The sequence below is a fragment of the Vibrio sp. 1978 genome (genome assembly GCF_033344345.1).
On record NZ_JAWPOP010000015.1, the window covers coordinates 1 to 22,721 of the forward strand.

The window sequence follows — 22,721 nt, forward strand, 5'->3', positions numbered from 1 at the left end:
GAAAGCACCGGTCTTGAAAACCGGCATACGTTAATAGCGTATCTAGGGTTCAAATCCCTATCTCTCCGCCACTTTTAAAAAAACCGCTGTTCTTACAGCGGTTTTTTTGTATCTGCTGTTTTTTAACCGCTGTTATCGAAACTTCTAATTGGTTTTTCTCTAGCTCTTTCTCCAAGTTTTTGCGTACCTACATTGGGTTTAGTTTACGCAGTAATACCTTCAATCGAAGACATTTCCATACGTCTCATTTGGGCTTCAAATAGAGCTTTGTTAAGTCTCAACGTGGGATGCTTAAACGCATTTTGATAGAGTCCCAGTCTAAATACTGCAAATGTACTTGGAGAAAAAATGAAGCTACTTTACTGGTTAGATGAATGGCAAGCTCTTACTCAACAAGAACAAGAGATGGCTTTACCTATCTCTGGCTACGATTTACTTGATGATGTGTTTGTGAAGTATGAACTCGTTGATCTTAACAAGCCATTGTTGTTTACATTTTCTCCTTCCGGTACTGATGTGCAGGTACAAGATTTAACTCCGGATTTTTCTCCTTGGGGCTACGAGCTCGGAATACAACAACAAGTAAACATTATTGCCTTTCAACATTTAGGACAAAGTAATTGGTTCCGTAGTCGGAATTTGATTTTCTTTCTGGAGCAGCTATCTGAGTTGCTTCATCCCTTCAAATGTCGTTTGGGTTATGGGCAAAGTCGAGGTGGCTTTGCAATTGGCGCGTTCGCTAACTTGCTGAAACTAGAACATCTTTTGTTGTTTTATCCTGTTAGCACTAAAAATAAAGCGTTAGTGCCTTGGGATGATCGGCCGAGTACTGAGCTTGCTCAGCAGTTTGCTTGGGAAAGCGGCTACCATGATCGAGATTTGGGCAATGCCAAAGGTTATATTATTTATGACCCATCCAATCGCATTGATCGTCTTCATGCTAAACGTTATCCAGAGCTTACCCATTTAAAAGTCGTCGGTATGGGACACGGCACTCAATCCACACAATTAGATAAATTAGAATTTTTTAATCTGGTGGCGCAGGAGTTTGTTCGCCATCAAACCTTAGATATTGACCAATTTAATAAGCAAATTCACGCTTTGTTTTAAAAGAGGACTGATATCAGAGTCCCCTGTAACCAGGGGGGAGATGATCACACACTAAAACTAGATTTTTAACACAATTGCTAGGCGCAATTTAGATGGAGGATTAATGAAGTTACTGTACTGGTTGGATGAATGGCTGGCTCTTTCTCGTGAAGAACAGCAAACCAGGCTACCGATGTCCGGGGAGGACTTACTTGATGATGTATTTGTTAAGTATGAGTTTGTCGACCGCAATAAACCGTTGTTGTTCACCTTTTCCCCTGCTGGTACGAATCTACAAGTACAGGACTTACACTCAGACTTTGCGCCTTGGGGCTATCGCTTAGCCCAGAAACAAAAAGTAAATATTATTTCATTTCAGCATCTTGGGAAAAGTAACTGGTTTCGTAGCCGTAATTTAATTTTCTTTCTAGAGCAACTGTCGACTTTACTTGAGCCCTTTGAATGTCGTTTAGGCTATGGACTTAGCCGCGGTGGTTTTGCTATTGGTGCCTTTTCCAATCTATTAAAGTTGGATCAAGTATTGATGTTTCACCCGGTCAGCACAAAAAACAAAGTTTTGGTGCCATGGGATGATAGGCCAAGTACTGAATTAGCCCAACAATTTGATTGGGAAGGAAAGTATCACGACCTTGACCTTGGCGATGCAAAAGGCTACATCATTTATGATCCAACTAATGAAATCGACCGCCTTCACGCCAAACGCTACCCAGAGCTCACTCACTTAAGAGTCTTCGGGATGGGACATGGTACCCACGCGACGTATTTGAATAAATTCGGTTTTTATAAGCAAGTGGCCGTAGACTTTATACGTTATCAGAAGATAGATATAGCGCAGTTTCGTCATCAGACCAAAACGCTGCGCTTAAAAGAAGATTACTATCAGTGCCTTAACAAGGCGAATGCGAGCTCACAGCATCGTTTAAACTTACTGAGTACCGCTCATAATGTACTAATTGAAGAAAAGAAAGAACATGTGAAGGAGCATCAAGCGCAAATCGATATTCAGCCACTTGTTGATATTGCACTTAAGCATGAGTATGACAACCCGCAAGATGCAGTACAGCTTTTGGAAGTCGCTCAGCAGCTGGTTCCGAATGATCCCGTTGTGGAGCGCAAGTTGCAGCAACTGTCGTAACGTGGAGATGTAATGCGGACGATATTGGTCGAAATAGGTCAGTGGCTTTTGTCGCTGGCCTTTTTAATAGCTTATGGATTGATATTTCGATGAAATCTAATGAAGCAGTACAAAATAAAAAGCCCAAGCAAATGCTTGGGCTCCATAAATGTTAATGCGAGTTTTAAAACTCTTTTGGCGCAAAGCCTGTCATCACATCAAGGCGAAGTTCTTTACCAACTTTTGTTAATGGGTGAACGATTACTAAGCCGCGTACGCGTTTTTTCAGTTTGCCGATGTCCGCTTGTTCTGCTTTGGTGATTTCACGAGAGAAAGGCATATCAAGTAAGCTTTTACGTTCTTTGTTCAGCTCATAGTTTTGCTTGTGCTTTAACTGGTTAAGCTTTTTGGTAAGCTGTTCTACTTCATCCGTGAACTTTGTAATCATTTCGTGATCACCACGAGAACGTGCCGCATCAAGTTTACGTTGGCATGTATCTAAACGGTTGTGCAGCTTTTGAATATCAGTTTTTATGCTCATGGTAATTTGGCTCAAATTTTAAATAGTCGAGAAGTATAGCATAGCTGAGATCACACGCTCTACTATACTTCTCGATTGTCTGGCTTTAGTTAATCAGTTCATTGCCCGATACGTTACCAGAGAAAAAGGCTTCGACGTTATCAAGCGTCACAGAGGCAATATTATTCAGTGCTTCGTGAGTCAAGAATGCTTGGTGGCCAGTAAACAGCACGTTATGACAAGCCGATAAACGGCGGAAAACATCATCTACAATGACATCGTTAGATTTATCTTGGAAGAATAAGTCTTTTTCATTGTCATACACGTCTAGGCCAAGCGCACCAATCTTACCTTGTTTCAACGCTTCTATCGCCGCTAGTGAATCTAGCAACTCGCCTCGACTGGTGTTAATGATCATTACACCATCTTTCATTTGCGCGAAGGCTTTTTCGTTCAATAAGTGATAGTTTTCTTCACTCATTGGACAATGGAGAGAGATAATATCCGCATTAGCGTAGATTTCTTCAAGCGAACAGTAACGGGCTCCCATTTCTAGCGCTAATGGGTTTTCGTAGGGGTCGTAGCAAAGCAGTTCCATGCCAAGCCCTTTGAAGATACGCATCGTCGCGATACCAATCTTACCCGTACCAATAATACCAACGGTTTTTCCGAAAAAGTTAAAGCCAACAAGACCTTCTAGCGAGAAGTTGGCGTCACGTGTGCGTTGGTAGGCCTTGTGAAGACGGCGGTTTAGGCACATCATTAAACCAACCGTGTGCTCTGCCACTGCTTCTGGTGAGTAAGCAGGAACTCGAACCACTTGTAAGCCTAGTTCTTTGGCTGCTTGTTGATCAACTTTATCATATCCCGCGCAGCGCATAGCAATAAGCTTGGTCCCGCCCAGAGAAAGCTGTTTAAGGACAGGAGCTGAAAGATCATCATTAACAAACGCACATACGACATCACTGCCGTGCGCCATCTTGGCTGTTTTTTCGGTTAGTCGGAAGTCGTGATAGTGAAATTCAAAATCGCGGTTATTTTTAATTTTATTAAAAGAGGCTTCGTCGTAGGATTTTGCACTAAAAAAAGCAATGTTAATCATGGTTCCCTCTCAAAAAGTGCGGACTTTATAAATAAATATGCTTATAAAGTAATGCAACTTAGCCGCAATGAATAGAGAAATCTTCTCTTTGACTTTTGTTGTATCAAATAACAATAAGAAGTACGCCTTTCAGCGAGTGCTATCTTACGGTTCCGCATTAGATACTGTTTGCTTTACGAGCATTAACTGACTAGCATTATCGCTCTTTTCTTGTTCACTTTATTAGCTTAGGCGTTACGACAATGTCAGTAAAATGGTGCTCTATGTTCTTGTGTTGTGTGTTTGCTTCTGGCACTCACGCAGCTGTTGACCTCGTTAAAGTCGACAAGTCTAAGCGTCGAATGTATTTGATGGAACAAGGAGCAGTGCTAAAAGAATACCGAATTGCTTTAGGAGCGAACCCTCAAGGACATAAACAAGAAGAGGGAGACAATCGCACACCAGAGGGCGAATACACTCTAGATTATGTTATAGAGGACTCTGCTTTTTATCGTTCTGTGCATATCAGTTACCCTGATGCGATTGATACGTTGGAAGCGAAGCGCCGAGGTGTCTCCCCTGGAGGGAACATCAAAATTCATGGCTTAAAAAACGGTGAGAGTCAGTTGCCGATTTATATCCAAAGTTTTGATTGGACTAATGGGTGTATTGCGATTACCAACGAGGAGATGGACGAATTTATCCAGCTTGTCGAGATGGGGACACCAATTCAGATTGAGTGGTAATAAAAGGTCCCCTTTAATGTTCTGGCTCTTATAGGCTATGGCATAAAGCGCTGTGGATGATCACTAAAAATACCGTCTAACTGAGGCAGGTATTTCAGTTTATTTGGATTGTTCACCGTATAGCACATCACTTTGTAACCGGCTTGTTGGAGTTTGTTTATCTGGCGAGTACGAACCCAGTTAATGTTTAGGTTGCAGCTATAGGCACTAACTTCTTCCAAAAGGCGTTTATCTTTTCTCGTAAAGAATTCACTTAACACACCCAATCGGTAGCCACTGCAGTATTTGTGCATCGCTCTAATGATGTCATGACTAAAGCTCGATAGGAGTACATTCTCTTGCGGCATTGGACTTTTTGCTAACGCATTGGCGAGAGTCTGCGCCACTTCTTCCGCTGGATGGTTGTCTACTTTAACTTCGATATTCAAGTTAAGCTTATTCTCAGTAGCTAAAGTGAGCAGTTCATCTAGTGTCACGATCTTCTCGCCTGAAAAGTCTGTGCTAAACCAACTACCGAAATCTAATGCTTTTAACTCTTCCAGGGTGAGCTCATCAACACGGCCTTGTCCATTGCTGCATCGATTGACGGTATGATCATGGCAAACCACGAAAACATTATCTTTGGTAGGCTGTATATCCACTTCCACCCACTTCAACCCCAGGTTAATGGCTGCTTGAATGCTTATTTTTGTATTCTCAGGGTATGAACCTGCCACGCCACGGTGACCAATTAATAACGTTTCCATTCGCTTTATCTTTTGCATTGCGGTTGCCAGATTGTACTCGTTTTTTCTATGAAGATATATCTAGGTGCATATTGTTAGGAACCTTTAGTAAAAGTGAACATTAAACTCTAATGGCACGTTGCTGCTTCTTGGACTGAGTCCTGTGGACTTAAAGCCTTAGAGTGTGTAGTTGTTTAATTGGTAAATGAGTAATAAAATGCGAACCATTTTTATTTGAATGGTGAGTGGTAATGTCACGAGTTTTGATAGTCGATGATGACGTTCCTTTGTGTGAGCTGTTAGAAGCGGTTTTGCAAGAGGAGGGCTACATCGTCTCTTCTGTGCATTGCGGTGAAAGTGCGCTGCAATATATGGAAAAAACGCCTGTAGATCTTGTATTGCTTGATGTCATGTTACCAAACCTTAACGGCATGCAAGTTGCTCGTAGGATCTGTCAGCGCTTCGCGACACCTATTCTAATGCTTACCGCTCTCAACGATGAAAACTCGATGCTTGATGGTTACCAAGCGGGGGCCGATCAGTATATCGGAAAGCCTTTTAATGTCGCTGAGCTTCTAATGCGCATCAAAGCGATTCTTCGTCGTGTTGGCTTGGAACGTCAACGTCAGACGATGTGTAGTACCGTTCAAACGATCAGTGACCAGCTTAATAGCTTACCCCTCACAAGTACGGAAGCTGAACTATTGAGCTACTTGGTAAAAAACCAAGGAGTCGTGATTTCAAAAGCAGAGCTTCAAACTGAAGTGTTAAAGAAAGAGCTGAGTCCTTTTGATCGCAACCTTGATATGCACATCAGTAACATACGTCGCAAGTTAGTTGAAGCGGGGCTTTCCAAGCAACATATCAAAACCTTCCGTGGCAAAGGTTACAGTTATTTAGAGGCTGTAAACCGTTAATGAAGCTCCGGTGTCCACCTTTTATTGCAAAACGTAAAGACAGCTTAGCGTTCAAGTTATTTAGTTGTATGACCGCAATTGTCATTAGCATTTTGGTCGTGCAATCCTTAGCGGAACAAGCTCTGGTGAAAGCCATGTTGAAAGTGCCCGATAGTGTGCGAGAAGAAATGCTAGACCTTGCACATCAAGCCAATGTATTGATTGAGCACGGAGACATGGACGAACTTGCTGACTGGGCAAATGCGCAAAACTTTTATTTATTTGTGTTGAATGAACATCAGCAACCAGTTACGCACCGTCTGATGCATCCGCACTTCGAGTTCAAACTTCAATTTAAGAGAAGCATTGATGATCAACTTGAGGGGAAAGTGAATCGCCCCATCATCAATATTCCTTTAGTTCATGGCAATACTTTAGTGATTCAATTGCCACATCGACTGCACCCTGCAAATGACTTCATTCTGTATTTCTCTATTCTCAAAGTCGTGATTGCAGTGGTTATTTTGGCGCTCTTTTCACTGCTAATGGCACGTAACTTACAGCAACCATTGGATCGATTGAGAGAAGCAAGCAAAAAGCTATCTAATGGAGATTTTAATGTCAGTGTCGTGAAAGAGCTGAAGTCGAGCACGCGTGAGTTTAACGAGTTAGCGCAAGATTTCGATCACATGACGCAACAGATTCATTCTCTCGCTGAAAAGCAGCGACTGCTTATAAGAGATGTCTCTCACGAATTGAGAACGCCGTTAGCGAGGCAGAACTTGGTTCTACATCTTTTGCGAAAGCGTGTTGGAGAAAGTGAGCAAAGCCTAGTGACAAGGCTAGAAGATGAAGCAAAAGAGCTAAACCATTTGATCAGCGATATATTGGAGTTCAGTCGCTTGGAAAATGCGCGCTTCGACAAAGCCACGAAACGCTGTGATTTAGAAGTTTTGCTCTCCCCGCAAGTAGAACGTTGCAAAATAGATTTGAAGTCAGAACAGACGTTGTCTTTCCGCTCAGAAGCTGTATGTGCTAAAGCCATTTGTGAAGAAACGCTGGTCATTCGTTGTTTGAACAATCTTATTGGTAATGCCATTAAATATTCAGGACAAGCATCTCAGATAGAAGTTTCTCTGGAAAATTATGTCAAAGAAGGGCAGCAATTCACCACCATGTCAGTATCTGATAATGGGCCTGGTATTCCAGAGAACAAGCTAGTCGATATTTTTGATCCGTTTACACGCTTAGATGCTTCTAGAGATAAAAAGCTTGGTGGCTACGGTTTAGGTCTTGCGATTGTCAAAGAATCCATGCGTATTATGGGTGGAGCAGTCACGGCGAAAAACCGTGAGCAAGGCGGTTTGAGGGTTACTTTAGTGTTCAAGCAATAAGTATGATTAAGTCGTAATTTTTGTGATTAATGTCACATTATCATGGCGCATCATCAGAGAGTACTTTACAAAAGTTTGCAAATGCAAAGAATGTAAATTTAATGCAAATGGTAATACTTATCACTTATATTCACCCGCGAAATAATTAAGAGGGAATCGCATTCAACAAGTATGTGACCCGAAAAATAATAATCGGAGTGAAAGGATATGTTTACTAAGAGCCATTTGGCGTTAGTGATCGGTGCAGTGTTAGCAACACCTGCAGTGGCGGAAGTTCAAACAGACGAACATGTAGTTGTAGAAGGTCGAGAGTTCGGCTACAAGGCAGATACAAACAGTACAGCAATGCGCATGGAAATGACGCAGCTGGAAACGCCGGGACAAGTAGCGGTTATCGATGAAACGGTAATTGATGAGCAGCGTGCAAGTACACTTGGTGAAGTGCTACGTAACGATGCAAGTGTTAGCGCGGGTGGTACAAGCCGTAACCGCGAACGTTTCTCTCTACGTGGTTTTGAACTTAGCAGTTCAGACGGTTTTCTTCGTGATGGTCGTCAACACTGGTCACACTACCGTCAGCCAATTGAGCTTTTAGAGCGTGTTGAAGTGCTTAAAGGTCCATCAGGTCTGCTATACGGTAAATCTGAGCCGGGTGGTTTGGTAAACATGGTTTCGAAAAAACCAACAACTCAAACACAAGCAAGTTTGAGTCAAGATCTAGGTTCGAATGATCACTCACGCACTGTGCTTGATGTGAGTGGCGCGCTAAATGATGCAGAGACACTGCGTGCGCGCGCAATTTTTGCCAAAGAAAGCTACGGCTCTTGGCGCAGGTACGGTGATGGCACTGAGCCTAGAACAGATCGTACGGTAGCGGGCCTAGTGGTTGAGTACGACATCACCGACAACTTTATGGTGTCAGCGCATTACGATCGCACGAAAGACGATGGTAGCGTAGACTCTGGCGCATACATTGTTGATGGCAAAGCGGTTCGCGGTGATAAGTACATTTGGGATGCGCAGTGGTCTGAAATTGATAACGAAGTAGAAAACTACGGTGTCGATATTAATGCGCAAGTCACGGATAACGTGAACGTAAAAGCAGGTTACAACCGCCAAGACTTTAAGCGTTTTGATGTAGAGTCTTACCCTAAGTTTGATCAGTATGAAGAGTTAAATACGATTAAGCATCGAGGCAACGATCGCTCCGATAATTGGGTATTTGATACTGCATATATAGATGTGACGACGGACTTTACTTTGTTCGGTACGGAAAACACGTTGTTAGTGGGCGCTAACTACTTAGACTACAGTTATGATCGCTTTATGGCATTTCATAATGAGGCGAGTATTGCGCCAGGAGAAACGGTGCCTAAGCCTAGCTATAGTAGTTCGAGGAAATCACCAACAGCTGAGTACGATACTTGGGGTATCTACGCGCAAAATATGATGACGATTAATGATTACTGGCAAGTGCTTGCAGGTGTTCGTTATGACGAAAAGCGTGATGATGAACTGACCGAAAACCAAGTTTCTCCAAAGTTAGGTGTGATATTCCACCCATCGACGAATGGCTCGGTTTACGTTCAGTATTCTGAAAGCTTCATGCCTCAAGGTGAAGTCAGCAACGGTAGTCGTACCTACATCAATGAAGGTGAGAAACTCGACGCTGAGCGTGGTATCTCTTATGAAATCGGTACGAAGTGGGAACTGTTTGATCAGCGTTTATTTGTATCTGGTGCTGTGTTTGATATCACGTTAGAGAACATCTCGCTGGATGTTGAAAGCGGCAAAGACGCGGGCGGCAATCTCCTACACAAGAAAACGCAAGGTGGTGAGCAAGTTCACAAAGGCGCTGAGTTAATGGCTCAAGGTTTTGTGACCCCAGAGTTGTCGCTAACCGCTTCTGCAATGTATTTGGATGCAGAGCTTAAGAAGGCAGAAAGATATGAGGGCAACCGCCCTGTAGACGTGCCAGAGTTCTCGGCAAGCCTATGGTCTAGCTACAAGGTTCAAGACAACACTAACTTAAACCTTGGTTTGATTTATGAAGGTGATCGCTACGGTGATGCAAAAAACACCTTCAAGAAAGATGGCTACGCTCGCGTTGATATGGGCGTGTCATACAAACATAAGTACGATGAAAACTTGGATATCATTGCTCGATTCAATGTCGAGAATTTATTCGATACCGACTACTTCGCAGGTGGTGGTAGCACGAATGGCGAGCAAAAAGGTGCGAGTGGGGTTGTGGTTGGAGAAAGCCGCAACTACATGGCAACAATCCAGTTCAAGTACTGATAACAATTTGATTATTAAAGGGGAAGGGTAGTCTTCCCCTTTGGTCGTTTTTGGAACACAGAAATATAACTCGTATGAATCTAATGAAATCAAGTATCGCTCTGTTGATATCATCGGTTTTGATTCCCGCTCACGCGGCGAACTTAAACGATGCACAAGCTGTGCAGAGTAAAACAAACCAGTCGTCGGCGGTAAGCCAAAAACGTATTGATGCAAGCGCAGAAAAATCACTTACTCTAGAAGCTGAAATTGAGCAGCTGCAAGAAGAAGTCGGTAACTTGAAGATTTATCGCGATCATCTTGCAAGCCTTGTTGAGAGCCAAAATCAAGAAGTTGATAGCTTGAACGAGCAAATTGAACAGATTGCTCAAACTCGTCAAGGTGTCGTGCCTTTAATGTATCACATGCTTGAGGGCTTAAAAGTGCTCGTCGCTAACGACAAGCCTATACGCAAAGCGCAACGTGAGGAGCGAATTGCAAAGCTGGATTCCATGATGACGCGTGCAGACGTTGCGGATGCAGAGAAGTTTCGTCGTATTTTAGAAGCGTACCAAATTGAAATGGATTACGGCACCAAGCTTGGCGTTTACCAAGGCAAGATTAACCTGGGTGACAATGAAGCTGTGGAGGCGGACATTCTCTATTTAGGCCGTTTGTCTTTGGTAGCGCGTAGCTTATCTGGTGACACATTTTGGAGCTGGTCACAGCAACAACAAGCATGGCAACAAGTGGGTTCTGAGCAAAAATCAGAGCTAGACAAAGCGTTCGCTATGGCGAATAAACAGATCGCGCCGAGTATGTTAACTCTGCCAGTGTCGTTAACCGCTGCGGAGGGCAAATAAATGATGAAAAAATGGTTATCGGTTGCATTAATCTCGACAGCCGCATTAATGCCTTATACAACTTTTGCTAGTGATGCGTTGTTACAAAAGGCGCAGCAAGAAAATCGTCAACAGCAATCGCACAATGTCGCGCGTGAATCAGGTTTTAAGCAAACAGAGCAAGACCTACAGGCTATAAAGAATAAATTGGTGGCAGAGCGTGCTGCTCTTCAAGCAGAGGCGGACTCATTAAGTGTTACCTTCGGTGAAAATGAAGCAGAACTGGCACAGCTAGAAGAAAAGTTGCGTCTAGAAACCGGGAGCCTAGGTGAGTTATTTGGCGTCGTTCGCCAGAACGCAAAAGAGCTAGAGTCTGAGCTAAAAAGCTCAGTAACCGGTGTAGATGCAAACTCATATCAGAAAGATATCGATGCTATTGTTGCGGCTAAATCACTGCCAACGTTGACCCAACTTCAGGCGATGTGGCGCAGCATGGAAGAACAAATCAAAGCAAGCGGTGAAATGGCAAACGTCTCTTTCACACTGCTAAATGGCGAGGGTCGTGAACAAACGGTTAGTGGTGTTCGTCTTGGTTCTATGGCGCTGCTGGATGACACTGGCTACGTTAAGTGGAATGGTCAACGCGGAGATGCGGTAAACTATCTTCGTCAGCCTGAAAGCGGTCCAACAGCGAATACTATTTCCTCTGGTGACATTGATGCGCTTGTCATAGATCCGTCACGTGGCATTCTTCTTGAGCAGCTCGCAAACTCACCGACTTTGGCTGATCGCCTAAATGCGGGTGGCGTTGTCGGCAAAATCATCCTTGGTTTATTGGCTATCGGCCTATTGATTGCGCTCGTACGTGGTGCATCTCTGATGATTTCGCGCCAGAAAATCATGAAGCAACTGAAAACCCCAGCGCAGCCAGGAAACAACCCTTTGGGTCGCGTGCTTGCGGTATACCAGAAAGACAAGCATCGCAGCGTAGAAGCGTTAGAACTACGTCTTTTGGAAGCCGTTGTTGATGAGCAAACCCACCTAGAAAAAGGGTTGTCGATGCTTAAGCTTCTTGCTGCTCTAGCTCCTATGCTTGGCCTATTAGGCACGGTAACGGGTATGATCGAAACCTTCCAAGTCATCACTCAATTTGGTAATGGTGATCCGAAAGTAATGGCGGGTGGTATTTCAATGGCACTTGTGACTACCGTACTTGGCCTTGTTTCAGCCATGCCTTTGCTATTAGCGCACAACGTATTGAGCTCTCAAGCAGAAAATATTCGCAGTATCTTAGAAAAACAAGGCATCGGTTTAGTTGCAGAACAAGCTGAGCGTGATATGCCGAGTAACAAAAGCCATTCTAACACCTTAGCGGAGAACGCAGCGTAATGGAGCAGATCCTACTCAGCACATTGGGTTTGATCAGTGAGGATTGGGCCACAACCTTGATGAGCTTTATGCAGCAAGGTGGTCAAATCCTATGGTGGTTGGCCGCCGTCGTGGCGGTGTGCTGGCTGTTGGTTATGGAGCGAGTTATTTATCTCACAACGGTTTTCCCTAGGGTAAAAAAACAGCTTTGTGAGCAGTGGCAAGCAAGATCAGAGCACCACTCTTGGTACGCGCATCAAATCCGTGAAGGATGGATTGCAAAAGCGCAAATCGAACTGCGCCAAAACCTATCGACTATTAAGCTACTTGTGGCGGTTTGCCCAATGCTAGGGTTGTTAGGGACGGTGACAGGCATGATTACGGTGTTTGACGTAATGGCATCGCAAGGCAGCAGCAATCCGAAATTGATGGCTTCTGGTATCTCACTTGCTACGCTGCCAACCATGGCAGGTATGGTAGCAGCGCTTGCGGGCATGTTTATTCATGCTCGCCTTAGCAAAGTGTGTGAACGAAAAGCTATCCAGTTAGAACAATCTTTAAGGAGTCAAAAGTGAGACTCGGACGCAGACCTAACCAACAAGATGAAGCTCAAGTCGATTTAACCTCGATGCTTGATATCGTCTTCATCATGTTGATCTTCTTCATTGTGACCAGTTCGTTTGTACGTGAATCCGGTGTAGAAGTGAATCGCCCTCAGGCTTCTAATGTAGTAAGCCAAAAAGACGCGGGCATTTTTATCGCAGTAACGGCAGCGAATGATGTGTACATCGACAAACGAGTGGTTGATATTGAGCGTGTTGAGGCCTCTATTGAGCACCTGTTACTTGATCAGCCTGATGCTTCGTTAGTTATCCAAGCTGACGAGCATGCTTACAATGGCACTGTCGTGAAAGTGATGGACGCTGCAAAGGCGGCAGGTGTGAAGAACATTGCATTGGCGGCGGAGAAACCTTAATGGGCAGGCTGTTACTTGCACTACCAGCATCACTGTTAATTTCTGTGAGCTTGTTTAGCTTTATGGCGTGGATGGTTGATAAAGGCAACCAGCGTGCGCCAGAAGCTTCAGAAGCCGTTCGTTTTGATATGGTGATGGTAGAGAATGAAGCAGACGTGCAGCGTCGTCAACGTTCAGTGCCGGAGCAACCAGAACCACCTCAAGCGCCGGAGCCAATGGATCTGTCTCAAGCTGACACTCAAATGGAACCAATGAGTCAGATGACGCCAGTCAGTGCTTTAGGTTTAAACACTGCCCTTGAAGGCATCGCGATTAGTGCACCAAACTTGAAGGGAACAATGGGCAACCAGCAAGCACTGCCGTTGTATCGTGTTGATCCTCGCTATCCAAGTAAGGCGCTGAAACGTAGAGTGGAAGGTTATGTCATTATGCGTTTCACGATCGATGCAACTGGACGACCAAAAGATATTGAAGTGATCGAGGCTGAGCCCGAGCGCATGTTTGAAAGGGAAGCAATCCGTGCGCTTAAAAAATGGAAGTATCAGCCAAAAGTTGAGGATGGTGTGTCAATTGAGCAGTTCGGACAAACCGCTAAAGTGGAGTTCAAGTTAGCCAAATGATGAAAAAATTCTTAATCGGTACGGTATTAAGCCTGAGTGCACTCTCAACCATTGCCAGTGAGTTAAGCCAATACACCGCAGCGAGAGTTCAACGAGCACATAATTTGGCTCAAGAAGAGAAACTGAAAGAAGCGATTTCATCTCTTGAAGCTATGGAGCTTTCTCGTGGATATGACCAAGCTTATGTCGCTCGAATGTTGGGTATTTTTTACTGGCAGAACGAGCAAACTCAAGCGGCGATTAAGCAACTTGAGTTGGCAGTCAATAGTGGTTTGCTACAAGATGAGCAAGCATGGCAAACCCGAAAAATGTTGGCTGATATACTGCTGAACGAGCAACGTTTTTCTAAGGCTTTACCTCATTACTATGCCTTGAGCAAAAACATTCCTAAAGGTCAAAAAGCGCATGAGCTATGGCTGCGTATTTCCCAATCTCATTATCAACTGAGTCAGTGGCAAAAAGTGCTTTCAGCAATGGCTCGTTATGAGAAATTTGGTCAGCCAGACAAGCTTGGCGCATTGTCGATAAAGCTTTCTGCTGAGCTAGAACTGAAAAAGTGGAAGCCGGCAATCTCGACCATCAAACGCTTAATCGTGATTGAACCTGAGCGAATTGAATGGTGGCGTCAGCTTGTTGCTCTATACCTACGGGTTGATGACAACAAACGTGCCCTAGACTCTTTGGCGTTGGCAAAACTGAAAGGGTTACAACTTAGCCAAGATGACTTAAAGCTGCTGGCACAATTGTACGCGAAACGAGGTATTCCTGAGAGAGCTGCGTTGGTGATGAACGAGCTAGAGGATGTAAACTCGAATAGTAAGCTAAAAGCTCAGCAAGCAACGTATTGGCAAATGGCAAAAGAGTGGGAAGAGTCTATTGATAGCTGGCGTATTGCAGCTCAGCTAGATAGGCAGTATTACTGGAACTATTCTCAACTGTTGGTGCAAGAAGGCCATTATAAAGATGCCATTGCCGCGCTCGATAAGGTCAGAGGTCGTAAAGCGGATGTTGCACTTATCAAAACTCGCGCTTACTACAAACTTAAGCGGTTTGACGATGCGCTCGCTAATGCCAAAAGAGCGAATGAGATTAAGCCATCGAATCAGGCAAAGAGTTGGGTTAAGTATCTATCACAGCTACGCAAAGTAGAATCGACGCAGAACTCATAGCGAACATTTTTATTAAATACCCGAGCTCAGTCTCGGGTATTTTTTTGTTTAAAGTAAACAATGTAAATTAAATGCCAATACGAATGATTATCACCTAAATTATGCCCCACATTTATTGGTGATGATTGTTTCTATGTTGCTTAAAAGCAAAGGTGTTCAAACTTGGGCTCGCCGCCTACATATCTATATTTCGATGGCTCTTCTCTTAGTTACGCTGTTTTTTGCAGTAACTGGTATTACCCTCAATCGCCCCGAATTGTTTGAACGCAGCGAACCTATCATTCAACAACATACTCTGACGGTTCCGCACTCAGTTTTATTCTCACATTCAGATACCTTTCAACCTAATCGTGAAGGGCTGGTGGCTTTCTTGACTAAAGAAACCGAGCTTCGCGGCACTCCCTCCGCACTAGATGTGTATACCGAAGTTGAGCAAGGTGAGTTGTTACTCGGAGAGCTTTCTATGGATTTTAAAGGCCCGGGTTATAACGCTACGGTCTTTATTGATATGACTACTGGTTCAGCAGACGTCGAAACGACGCACTACGGTATTGTTGCGCTGCTGAACGATCTACATAAAGGACGCAACAGTGGTGGGATTTGGAAGTGGTTTATCGACGTCACTGCGCTTTTGATGGTGTTTTTTGTTCTTACAGGCGTGTGCTTGTTACTGCCTAAGAAGAAGACGCTCAGAACGTCAATGCAATGGATGAGCTTTGGTACGTTACTGTCGCTCGTAATTTATTTTGTTGCTGTTCCATAACAGCTTTTTTAGAGAACACTTATGTTGAACACAGGAAGATTTTTCCGCCGTAATCACTTTTGTAAAGCCGCTTTGATCGCGGCTTTTACTCCTTTCTCTCTTTCCGCGGCGCCTCTACCAGATAACGCGAAGGTCGACTTCGAACTCGAACTTCCAAAGATAGATACCTCAATGTATGCACGCCCTTATGTGGCGGTTTGGGTTGAAAACGATCAGCGTAAACCGGTTAAAACCATTCAGTTATGGGTAGGGAAAGACGAATGGTTAAAAGATCTACGCAGCTGGTGGAGAAAAGCGGGTCGTTATGATCGTGAACTTGTTGATGCGGTGACTTCTGCAACACGTCCTGCTGGTCAATACCGCTTTGTCTGGGATGGAACCAATGACTCAGGGGAGCGTTTGGAACAAGGAAATTACACGTTGTACGTCGAAGTCGTTCGTGAACACGGTGGGCGAAACTACTTACGTCAAAAAATAACGCTAGCGGACAGTGACGTGCGCTATGAGCTTAAACCAACACAAGAGACGGGTGTCATCACCGTCAATTATCAAGTTAAGTGATTAAAGGACACAACAATGAAAACCAAAATGAAAGCAGTGGCATTGGCGAGTGTAATGGCAATGGGATTGGCTGTAACCACCACCGCGCAAGCACATCCACGTTGGGTTCTGCCCTCTCACTTTACGGTTTCTAAAGAAGGCGGTGACTGGCTGACATTTGATGTTACTGCCTCTCACGGAACGTTTGTTTTTGATAAGCCTGCGGGTAGTGATCAGGCATTTGTGGTGATGCCGGATGGCCGCTCTGAGCGTCCTAACTTTGTTGTTCGTGGCAAGCGTCGCTCTATGTTTGATTTCTTTTTTACAGAAGAAGGCACGCACAAAGTTGCGATTAATAATCAGCCGAGCTACTACACACAATACAAAGCGGGCCGTCGTGATACGGTGAAATGGGCGCGAGCAAGCAAAGCTGAGCGTGGTGATGTGCTTCCCGAGCAAGCGCGTGATGTGGTTACTCAACTAAGTTACACCCGAGCAGAAAGCTACATTACGGTTGGTATGCCAACGGACAAAGCGTTGGAGATTGAAGGCAAAATGCTGGAGATGAAACCGATCACGCATCCATCGGACATCATTGAAGGTGAGCCTGTGACTTTCCAGTTTTTCTTTAACGGAGAGCCACAAGAGGGCGTTACTGCTGAGATTACACGTGAAGGTACTATGTACCGAAACCATCAAGAACAAATCGATGTGGTGAGCGATAAAGATGGCAAAGTGATCTTCACGCCAGAAGTCGCCGGGCGCTACTTAATGAAAGCGAACTACAAAGGTGAATTGAAAGATAATCCATTGGCGGATAAAGCGAGTGCCAATGTTCACCTTACGTTTGAAACTCAACTTAACTAATCGAATTAGGCTCAGCAATTGCTGGGCCATTTTGGAATTATCATGAATAACACTTCTCTTCTAAAAGCGGTTTTGCTTTTTTCTGGATTTGCGTCCTTTCACGCTGCTGCACATTTTCCTCTGATGAGCTGTCACTTGGCGCAAGATAAAGTGATTTGTGAAGCGGGCTACTCGGATGGATCGACAGCGGTCGACTACGATGTCGAAATGTACGATTACGACGACAATCTGATCGCCAAAGAAAAAACAGATAAGCGTTCCATCGCAGAATTTACTCACCCTGAAACAGATTTCTATTTGGTATTTGATGCCGGACATGAAAGCCCGGTGGAAGTGGATATCGTTGAGCTGAAAGAGAAATGAGCGTTCAGAAAGTTCGCCCTGATGATGGTAACCGAGAAGGAAAGTGGGTCGCACTGACAATCGCAGCGATTCTCAGTTCAGCAGCCATACTTATGCCCTACCATCAGGTCGCGACTGAAAAGCCAGACATGCAGTCTCATCAAGTGTTAATCACGGATTTACATCAAAATGAGTTGGGGTTGATCGCTGAACTTAAGCTCGCTCATGAAGAGATTCGTGATTTGCAGTTAGATACCGGAACTTGGCCTGAGATCTCTGATATGGAGGCGCTTTGGATTGCTCCATTCGTGAAAGACCAAAACTGGAAGCGTAAAGGCTCTCATCAGTGGCAACGAATTGATGACGGTGTCTACATTGGCGTGAAGACCAGTGCCCAAGGCTCTGCTTCCATGCTGTTGGATAGCCGCAGTTCTCAAGCTGATATTTGGTTTAATGATTCTAGCCGTTCGTTAAATGTGGAGGGATTGAGCGAGCTAGCAAAACGCCACGATTTCGGTTGGAAACAAATCATTCTGTCAGACTCTTCCTCTCACTCTCACGCCCATTAAGACAACATAATTGATAAGTACTATGATCAAACGCTCTCTTTTACGTCGTATTCTTACAGCCACCGCGTTATTGACGGTGTCTTCTACTGGCTTTGCTGCCGATAAACTCAGTATTGGTATTACGCTTCAACCTTATTACAGCTATGTTAAAGCCGTTGTTGGTGAGAAGGCGGACATCGTTCCTTTGGTTGATGCTGGTTTTAATCCTCACAACTATTTGCCACAACCTAATGATCTTAAGCGCTTAAATGAAATGGACGTAATAGTGATCAATGGTATTGGTCATGACGATTTTGCACTGAAAGTGATCAAGGCTTCTCAGCGTGATGATCTCGTGGTTATCGAAGCGAACAAAGAAGTGCCTTTATTGCCCGCTATGGGGCAGTCTGTTGGTCAAGGAGCAGTGAACCCTCACACCTTTGTCGGTCTATCAACAACCATTCAAAAGGTTTACACCATCGCGAGTGAGCTAAGCCAATTGGACCCAGACAATGCTACGTTCTATCGCCAAAATGCTCGTAAATACGCGAAAACATTTCGCCTGATGAAGCGTGATGCAATGTTGTCTCTTGGTGAGTTGGACACGGCTGGTATGAAGGTGGCGACAACCCACAATGCTTACGGATATATCCTTCAGGAGTTTGGTGTTGACGTTGCCGCTGTCATTGAGCCTGCTCATGGTGTTGAACCAAGTGCAAGTCAGCTACAGGAAACGATAGAGAAAATTCGTGAATCGGGCATTGATGTGCTGTTTTATGAGCTCAATATGCCGAATCGCTTTGTTGATACCATCGAAGAGGCGACTGGGGTGCAGCTTTATCGCTTTTCTCACATGACTCACGGTGAGTATGAGGCTGATAAAGTCGAGGTTGAGATGCGAGATAATGTGGAAACACTAATCGAAGCCATGAAATTTGTGGCGAGTAAGCGAGCAGGGGAAAAGGCGTAATGACTGGACCTTCCGTTTCCTTAAGTAACGTGGGCCTAAAATACGCCGACAATATCATTTTGCAGAACATCAGCGCCGAATTCGAGAACGCGAAATGTCACGTGATTATGGGACCGAACGGCGGTGGTAAAACCTCTTTGCTTCGTTCGGTACTTGGACTCACGCCATTTTCGGGAAACATAGCGCTCAATTGGCCAGAACCATCAGCTGCATCGGGGAAGATAGGGTATGTGCCACAAAAAGCGATGTTTGAAGCAAGCCTCCCGTTAACCGTGATGGATTTTGTACTGCTTAACCAAACTCGTATCCCTCTATTTTGGCGACGTAAAACGAAACAAACTCAACATGCCCTGGCCCAGCTGGATCGCGTGGGTATGGCAACGCGTTGCGATCGTCGTATGGGGCAACTCTCTGGCGGTGAGCAACAGCGTGTTTTGTTTGCGCAAGCTTTACTGGATGAGCCCAATTTATTGGTTTTAGACGAACCTACAACTGGCATGGATGAGCAAGGTGTTCGATATCTTGAAGGTTTGATTCATGAAGTCGTTGGAGAAGGCAAAACGGTACTGGCAGTGCACCATGACGTGACCGCAGTGCGCCGTTTAGATGCGCAGGTCCATGTTGTAAATCGTCAAATTGTGGCGTCAGGGCACCATTCAGATGTGCTAAGTCCTGATCGTATAGAAACATTATTCAAGCACTACACAGCAAAAGTGGAGGCTGCATAATGGATTGGTTGCGAGAGTTAGCGGTTAGCGGCGTTGAAGCTGGATGGTTAAGCGATAGCTTTTCTTATGCTTTCATGGTGAACGCAATTGTGGCAGCGCTGATATTAGGGCCATTACTTGGTGGTCTTGGTACATTAGTCATCGCCAAGCGACTGGCTTTTTTCTCTGAAGCGGTTGGGCATGCTGCGCTTACCGGAATCGCGATTGGTGTGTTGCTCGGTGAGCCGCCAGAGAATCCGATCATCGGATTGTTTAGCTTTTGTATGATTTTTGCGCTGTTACTTCACTTTGTTCGTAATCGTACGAATGTACCTTACGACACACTGGTTGGGGTTTTTCTTGCACTAGCGTTAGCGGTTGGTGCTGCGCTGTTAATGTACGTTGCTCGCAAGATCAACATTCACATGTTGGAGAACGTGTTGTTTGGCTCGATCTTGACTGTGACGGACAACGATATCCTTATTTTAGCGATCAGTTGTTTGATCATATTACTGCTTCTTATTCCAACGTTTAACCGCATTTTGCTAACTTGTATCAGCCCGGATATTGCACGTGTACGCGGCTTTAATACCAGCTTTTATGATTACTTATTTGTCATGATGATCACCTTGGTCACCATCGCCGCGGTAAAGATTATTGGCGCGGTATTGGTTGGTGCATTGCTACTGATTCCTGGTGCAACGGCTCGGTTATTGACTAAACGCATGGGCAGTTTTGTTCTCCTTTCTTCTTTATTGGCAACCATTGCGTGTTTAGTAGGAACCATACTGCCAATGGAGCTTGAGCTACCAGTGCCATCAGGCGCATCCATCATCATTGTTTCTGCGGCATTTTTCCTAACAGCAACGGTTTACCGAATTATCCAAAAAGCGTAACCATTTTTATAAAGTAATGAACATGAAGATAAAAAAATTAGCGATAACTTTTGGTTTGGTTATAGCGACAACACTTCCATCGTTGGCAAGCGCCAAAGACATTTTAACCAGCACTCCCGTCACGTACATGTTGTCTGAGCAACTCATGAAAGGTACAGGGATAGAGACTCAGTATCTGCCTCCAAAGCGTTACGGCGTTGAGCGTCTTGAAAACTGGTTCGCAAATAAAGGTACAGAGCAAGTTAAGCAAGCGGGTCAAGTCGCGACGGTTGCTATTACTCTTGGTGCGATTTGGAAACAAGACCCGACTTATGTTTACGCTCGACAGGGCAACATTCACTTGATTGAAATCGATGCATCGCAGGCCATTTCTCCTAGAGCTCAAGGAGTTGCAGTACTGACATTGGAAAACGGGTCAACATCGAAGTACGCATGGCTGAACCCTACAAACTTAATCCGAATGGCGGGCATTGTTGGAGAGGATCTACAACGTGTATATCCTGAACACCAAAAGGCTATTCAAACGAATCAACAGGCTCTTATGCTCAATGTGCGTGAACTGATCAACCAACAACAGGCAGAGATCTTCGATAAAGGCATCGATTCAGTGGTACTGATGAGTGAGTCATTAGAGGACTTTGCCTCTGGCAACCAATTGTTTGTGGTTGGGCGCGAATTTAAGCCGGAACTCGAGTGGACAGAAGAAGACAAATTATCTTTAAAAGCTCAGTTTGAACAAGATAAAACGCTATGGTTAGTGACGGATAAACGACCGTCGAAAACCTTGACATCGCTTATTAAACCGAGCCGCATACTGCAAATTGATGTTATTGACCGCTGGGGCAGTAAGGGTATCAAAACTGAGAAGCCACTAGCACGTTGGGAGATGTGACACGTAAAAAGCCACAGATTTTATGATGGGGAATGAAAAGTTCCCTATTTTTTTGTGACTCAGTTCAAAATGTGAGTATTAATACCACTGGTTGCTTAAGAAAGTGTTTGTTTCATTTCTATTTCATTACTACTTTGTTATGTGTTCGTTGCGATTGATTCGGATTTAATCTGTTTCTAAGCGAACCGGTACAAACAACTATACGGATGTTAACAATGAAAATGAAAACTCTAGCCGTTGCAGTGGCGGCACTAGCATGTGGTTCACAGGCCTTCGCAGCAGAAGTTTACAACAGCGATGGTACATCTTTATCGATCGGCGGTCACGTTTCAGTTGGCGTGGGTGAGTATTTCGAAGAAGATGTAAAAGTTCACCAAGTGTCTCCACGTATTAACGTTGCGGGTAAGAAAGACATTGGCAACGGTATTACTATCGACGCTAAAGGTGAATGGGCGCTTAACTACCTAAACGGTGGCGAGCAATCGTTCAAAACTCGTCTAGGTTACATCGGTGCTACTCATGAGCAGTTTGGCCGTTTAGTAGCAGGTACTCAATGGTCACCTTACTACGATGTCGCTGGCGTTGCGGATCTACCAATCGCGTTTGCGAACGACTTTTTGTACGACAACCACGGCAACCTAGGCTCAGCTCGTGCTGATAAAATGCTTAGCTACCGTAAAGGTTTTGAATTTGGTGAAGGTTTTGCTTTCAACCTAGGTCTAGGTTGGCAAGGTGAGCAAACTTCAGATGCAACAACATACGAGCAACGTGGTCAAGTTGCATTGAGCGGTTCTGTAGCTGGCTTTGGTCTAGGCTACGTATACAGCGGCGGTGATGTTAAAAACGCGACTCTAGGTACTAAGAATGCTGAATCACACCTATTCTCTGTAAACTACGGTCAGTACGGTTCAGGTCTATACGCAGCAGTAGTATACGGTATGAACGAGTACTTCTACCAAATGCGTAAAGACACTTCTCAACTTGAAGCTCTTTTGGCATACGGCGTAAACGATTGGACATTCAGCGTTAACTACGAAGGCGTAGAAGACGAAGAAGACAACAAGACACTTTCAAGCGAAACTGCGCTACAAGCAGAGTACGCTGTAACTCCTGCTTTCGTAACGTTTGCAGCTTACCAGTTTGATCTAGGTAACGACTACAACAATGAAGAGAACGACTACTGGACTCTAGGTGCTCGTTACTACTTCTAATAAATAGGCCAGTTTCTACTGCCTAAACACATTTATTGTGTTAACGCCTACTCGTTGTGAGTAGGCGTTTTTCTTTCTGCTATCCTTTGGCTATAAGAGACGCTAGTCATTCTGTGCTTAGGTAACTCAACTCTTTGTTTAGAG

General features: G+C 44.5%; 25 protein-coding genes. 22 read left to right on the top strand and 3 right to left on the bottom strand.

The features are described 5' to 3' along the window. Nucleotides 1-348 precede the first annotated feature (348 nt). Nucleotides 349-1,110, top strand: coding sequence for a hypothetical protein (locus R8N49_RS15215; RefSeq protein WP_064354473.1), 762 nt, complete (start codon nucleotides 349-351; stop codon nucleotides 1,108-1,110). Between the two features lie 103 nt (nucleotides 1,111-1,213). Continuing rightward, a complete protein-coding gene (locus tag R8N49_RS15220; protein WP_171342684.1) occupies nucleotides 1,214-2,245 on the top strand; it encodes a cytosolic protein in 1,032 nt (343 codons plus the stop codon). A 163-nt stretch (nucleotides 2,246-2,408) separates the two neighbouring features. Here R8N49_RS15220 and R8N49_RS15225 read toward each other — a convergent pair whose 3' ends face one another. Continuing rightward, complete coding sequence (locus R8N49_RS15225; protein ID WP_005374274.1) at nucleotides 2,409-2,765, bottom strand: YibL family ribosome-associated protein; 357 nt, start codon at nucleotides 2,763-2,765, stop codon at nucleotides 2,409-2,411. Between the two features lie 85 nt (nucleotides 2,766-2,850). Next, nucleotides 2,851-3,846: a 2-hydroxyacid dehydrogenase gene (locus R8N49_RS15230; RefSeq protein WP_132936944.1), complete on the bottom strand. Its 996-nt coding sequence runs from the start codon at nucleotides 3,844-3,846 to the stop codon at nucleotides 2,851-2,853. A 242-nt stretch (nucleotides 3,847-4,088) separates the two neighbouring features. Here R8N49_RS15230 and R8N49_RS15235 point away from each other — a divergent pair, with 242 nt between their 5' ends. Further along, nucleotides 4,089-4,571: a L,D-transpeptidase family protein gene (locus tag R8N49_RS15235; RefSeq protein ID WP_017819702.1), complete on the top strand. Its 483-nt coding sequence runs from the start codon at nucleotides 4,089-4,091 to the stop codon at nucleotides 4,569-4,571. 35 nt (nucleotides 4,572-4,606) lie between these two features. Here R8N49_RS15235 and R8N49_RS15240 read toward each other — a convergent pair whose 3' ends face one another. Continuing rightward, nucleotides 4,607-5,317, bottom strand: a complete 711-nt coding sequence (locus R8N49_RS15240; RefSeq protein WP_132936945.1) for a glycerophosphodiester phosphodiesterase family protein — start codon at nucleotides 5,315-5,317, stop codon at nucleotides 4,607-4,609. A gap of 230 nt (nucleotides 5,318-5,547) precedes the next feature. Between R8N49_RS15240 and R8N49_RS15245 the strand changes: the two genes are divergently transcribed. From R8N49_RS15245 to R8N49_RS15335, 19 genes are all read left to right on the top strand, one after another. After that, nucleotides 5,548-6,213 carry a response regulator transcription factor gene (locus R8N49_RS15245; RefSeq protein WP_005386018.1) on the top strand — a complete coding sequence of 222 codons (666 nt, stop codon included), beginning with the start codon at nucleotides 5,548-5,550 and terminating at the stop codon, nucleotides 6,211-6,213. Further along, nucleotides 6,213-7,586, top strand: coding sequence for a sensor histidine kinase (locus tag R8N49_RS15250; RefSeq protein WP_064369509.1), 1,374 nt, complete (start codon nucleotides 6,213-6,215; stop codon nucleotides 7,584-7,586). The genes R8N49_RS15245 and R8N49_RS15250 overlap by 1 nt, the downstream gene beginning before the upstream one ends. A 207-nt stretch (nucleotides 7,587-7,793) precedes the next feature. Further along, nucleotides 7,794-9,887, top strand: coding sequence for a TonB-dependent siderophore receptor (locus R8N49_RS15255; RefSeq protein WP_054579204.1), 2,094 nt, complete (start codon nucleotides 7,794-7,796; stop codon nucleotides 9,885-9,887). Between the two features lie 74 nt (nucleotides 9,888-9,961). Further along, a complete protein-coding gene (locus R8N49_RS15260) occupies nucleotides 9,962-10,729 on the top strand; it encodes a DUF3450 domain-containing protein (RefSeq protein WP_005374260.1) in 768 nt (255 codons plus the stop codon). Further along, on the top strand, nucleotides 10,730-12,097 hold the full coding sequence (locus tag R8N49_RS15265) for a MotA/TolQ/ExbB proton channel family protein (RefSeq protein WP_053350833.1): 1,368 nt from the start codon (nucleotides 10,730-10,732) through the stop codon (nucleotides 12,095-12,097). Beyond that, on the top strand, nucleotides 12,097-12,651 hold the full coding sequence (locus tag R8N49_RS15270; RefSeq protein WP_054579205.1) for a MotA/TolQ/ExbB proton channel family protein: 555 nt from the start codon (nucleotides 12,097-12,099) through the stop codon (nucleotides 12,649-12,651). The genes R8N49_RS15265 and R8N49_RS15270 overlap by 1 nt, the downstream gene beginning before the upstream one ends. After that, a complete protein-coding gene (locus tag R8N49_RS15275; protein ID WP_005374257.1) occupies nucleotides 12,648-13,052 on the top strand; it encodes an ExbD/TolR family protein in 405 nt (134 codons plus the stop codon). Before R8N49_RS15270 ends, R8N49_RS15275 begins: the two co-directional genes overlap by 4 nt. Then, the gene (locus R8N49_RS15280) at nucleotides 13,052-13,672 is read left to right on the top strand and encodes an energy transducer TonB (RefSeq protein WP_005374256.1); all 621 of its coding nucleotides are present in this window, start codon (nucleotides 13,052-13,054) and stop codon (nucleotides 13,670-13,672) included. The genes R8N49_RS15275 and R8N49_RS15280 overlap by 1 nt, the downstream gene beginning before the upstream one ends. Next, on the top strand, nucleotides 13,669-14,841 hold the full coding sequence (locus R8N49_RS15285; protein WP_017635539.1) for a tetratricopeptide repeat protein: 1,173 nt from the start codon (nucleotides 13,669-13,671) through the stop codon (nucleotides 14,839-14,841). Before R8N49_RS15280 ends, R8N49_RS15285 begins: the two co-directional genes overlap by 4 nt. A gap of 133 nt (nucleotides 14,842-14,974) precedes the next feature. After that, nucleotides 14,975-15,604, top strand: a complete 630-nt coding sequence (locus R8N49_RS15290; protein ID WP_064369691.1) for a PepSY-associated TM helix domain-containing protein — start codon at nucleotides 14,975-14,977, stop codon at nucleotides 15,602-15,604. A gap of 21 nt (nucleotides 15,605-15,625) precedes the next feature. Further along, complete coding sequence (locus R8N49_RS15295) at nucleotides 15,626-16,165, top strand: DUF2271 domain-containing protein (RefSeq protein ID WP_054576196.1); 540 nt, start codon at nucleotides 15,626-15,628, stop codon at nucleotides 16,163-16,165. A gap of 15 nt (nucleotides 16,166-16,180) precedes the next feature. Further along, a complete protein-coding gene (locus R8N49_RS15300; protein WP_025768070.1) occupies nucleotides 16,181-17,011 on the top strand; it encodes a DUF4198 domain-containing protein in 831 nt (276 codons plus the stop codon). A gap of 42 nt (nucleotides 17,012-17,053) precedes the next feature. Next, nucleotides 17,054-17,374, top strand: coding sequence for a hypothetical protein (locus R8N49_RS15305; RefSeq protein ID WP_005374251.1), 321 nt, complete (start codon nucleotides 17,054-17,056; stop codon nucleotides 17,372-17,374). Next, a complete protein-coding gene (locus R8N49_RS15310) occupies nucleotides 17,371-17,922 on the top strand; it encodes a DUF6162 family protein (protein ID WP_054576195.1) in 552 nt (183 codons plus the stop codon). The genes R8N49_RS15305 and R8N49_RS15310 overlap by 4 nt, the downstream gene beginning before the upstream one ends. Before the next feature lie 22 nt (nucleotides 17,923-17,944). After that, complete coding sequence (locus tag R8N49_RS15315) at nucleotides 17,945-18,871, top strand: metal ABC transporter solute-binding protein, Zn/Mn family (protein WP_005374249.1); 927 nt, start codon at nucleotides 17,945-17,947, stop codon at nucleotides 18,869-18,871. Then, on the top strand, nucleotides 18,871-19,599 hold the full coding sequence (locus R8N49_RS15320) for a metal ABC transporter ATP-binding protein (RefSeq protein ID WP_025768067.1): 729 nt from the start codon (nucleotides 18,871-18,873) through the stop codon (nucleotides 19,597-19,599). Before R8N49_RS15315 ends, R8N49_RS15320 begins: the two co-directional genes overlap by 1 nt. After that, nucleotides 19,599-20,474, top strand: a complete 876-nt coding sequence (locus R8N49_RS15325) for a metal ABC transporter permease (RefSeq protein ID WP_005393560.1) — start codon at nucleotides 19,599-19,601, stop codon at nucleotides 20,472-20,474. The genes R8N49_RS15320 and R8N49_RS15325 overlap by 1 nt, the downstream gene beginning before the upstream one ends. A gap of 22 nt (nucleotides 20,475-20,496) precedes the next feature. Then, complete coding sequence (locus R8N49_RS15330; protein WP_053304671.1) at nucleotides 20,497-21,366, top strand: metal ABC transporter solute-binding protein, Zn/Mn family; 870 nt, start codon at nucleotides 20,497-20,499, stop codon at nucleotides 21,364-21,366. A 215-nt stretch (nucleotides 21,367-21,581) separates the two neighbouring features. Continuing rightward, nucleotides 21,582-22,577 (top strand): porin, encoded by a 996-nt coding sequence (locus R8N49_RS15335; protein ID WP_031780879.1) that lies wholly within the window; start codon nucleotides 21,582-21,584, stop codon nucleotides 22,575-22,577. Nucleotides 22,578-22,721 lie beyond the last annotated feature (144 nt).

Coding starts and splice junctions, on each gene's coding strand:
- R8N49_RS15285 (WP_017635539.1), top strand. CDS start 13,669: ATGATGAAAAAATTCTTAATCGGTACGGTATTAAGCCTGAGTGCACTC.
- R8N49_RS15290 (WP_064369691.1), top strand. CDS start 14,975: ATGTTGCTTAAAAGCAAAGGTGTTCAAACTTGGGCTCGCCGCCTACAT.
- R8N49_RS15245 (WP_005386018.1), top strand. CDS start 5,548: ATGTCACGAGTTTTGATAGTCGATGATGACGTTCCTTTGTGTGAGCTG.
- R8N49_RS15240 (WP_132936945.1), bottom strand. CDS start 5,317: ATGGAAACGTTATTAATTGGTCACCGTGGCGTGGCAGGTTCATACCCT.
- R8N49_RS15315 (WP_005374249.1), top strand. CDS start 17,945: ATGATCAAACGCTCTCTTTTACGTCGTATTCTTACAGCCACCGCGTTA.
- R8N49_RS15250 (WP_064369509.1), top strand. CDS start 6,213: ATGAAGCTCCGGTGTCCACCTTTTATTGCAAAACGTAAAGACAGCTTA.
- R8N49_RS15330 (WP_053304671.1), top strand. CDS start 20,497: ATGAAGATAAAAAAATTAGCGATAACTTTTGGTTTGGTTATAGCGACA.
- R8N49_RS15325 (WP_005393560.1), top strand. CDS start 19,599: ATGGATTGGTTGCGAGAGTTAGCGGTTAGCGGCGTTGAAGCTGGATGG.
- R8N49_RS15295 (WP_054576196.1), top strand. CDS start 15,626: ATGTTGAACACAGGAAGATTTTTCCGCCGTAATCACTTTTGTAAAGCC.
- R8N49_RS15335 (WP_031780879.1), top strand. CDS start 21,582: ATGAAAATGAAAACTCTAGCCGTTGCAGTGGCGGCACTAGCATGTGGT.
- R8N49_RS15265 (WP_053350833.1), top strand. CDS start 10,730: ATGATGAAAAAATGGTTATCGGTTGCATTAATCTCGACAGCCGCATTA.
- R8N49_RS15300 (WP_025768070.1), top strand. CDS start 16,181: ATGAAAACCAAAATGAAAGCAGTGGCATTGGCGAGTGTAATGGCAATG.
- R8N49_RS15225 (WP_005374274.1), bottom strand. CDS start 2,765: ATGAGCATAAAAACTGATATTCAAAAGCTGCACAACCGTTTAGATACA.
- R8N49_RS15320 (WP_025768067.1), top strand. CDS start 18,871: ATGACTGGACCTTCCGTTTCCTTAAGTAACGTGGGCCTAAAATACGCC.
- R8N49_RS15255 (WP_054579204.1), top strand. CDS start 7,794: ATGTTTACTAAGAGCCATTTGGCGTTAGTGATCGGTGCAGTGTTAGCA.
- R8N49_RS15215 (WP_064354473.1), top strand. CDS start 349: ATGAAGCTACTTTACTGGTTAGATGAATGGCAAGCTCTTACTCAACAA.
- R8N49_RS15230 (WP_132936944.1), bottom strand. CDS start 3,846: ATGATTAACATTGCTTTTTTTAGTGCAAAATCCTACGACGAAGCCTCT.
- R8N49_RS15220 (WP_171342684.1), top strand. CDS start 1,214: ATGAAGTTACTGTACTGGTTGGATGAATGGCTGGCTCTTTCTCGTGAA.
- R8N49_RS15260 (WP_005374260.1), top strand. CDS start 9,962: ATGAATCTAATGAAATCAAGTATCGCTCTGTTGATATCATCGGTTTTG.
- R8N49_RS15235 (WP_017819702.1), top strand. CDS start 4,089: ATGTCAGTAAAATGGTGCTCTATGTTCTTGTGTTGTGTGTTTGCTTCT.
- R8N49_RS15305 (WP_005374251.1), top strand. CDS start 17,054: ATGAATAACACTTCTCTTCTAAAAGCGGTTTTGCTTTTTTCTGGATTT.
- R8N49_RS15280 (WP_005374256.1), top strand. CDS start 13,052: ATGGGCAGGCTGTTACTTGCACTACCAGCATCACTGTTAATTTCTGTG.
- R8N49_RS15310 (WP_054576195.1), top strand. CDS start 17,371: ATGAGCGTTCAGAAAGTTCGCCCTGATGATGGTAACCGAGAAGGAAAG.
- R8N49_RS15270 (WP_054579205.1), top strand. CDS start 12,097: ATGGAGCAGATCCTACTCAGCACATTGGGTTTGATCAGTGAGGATTGG.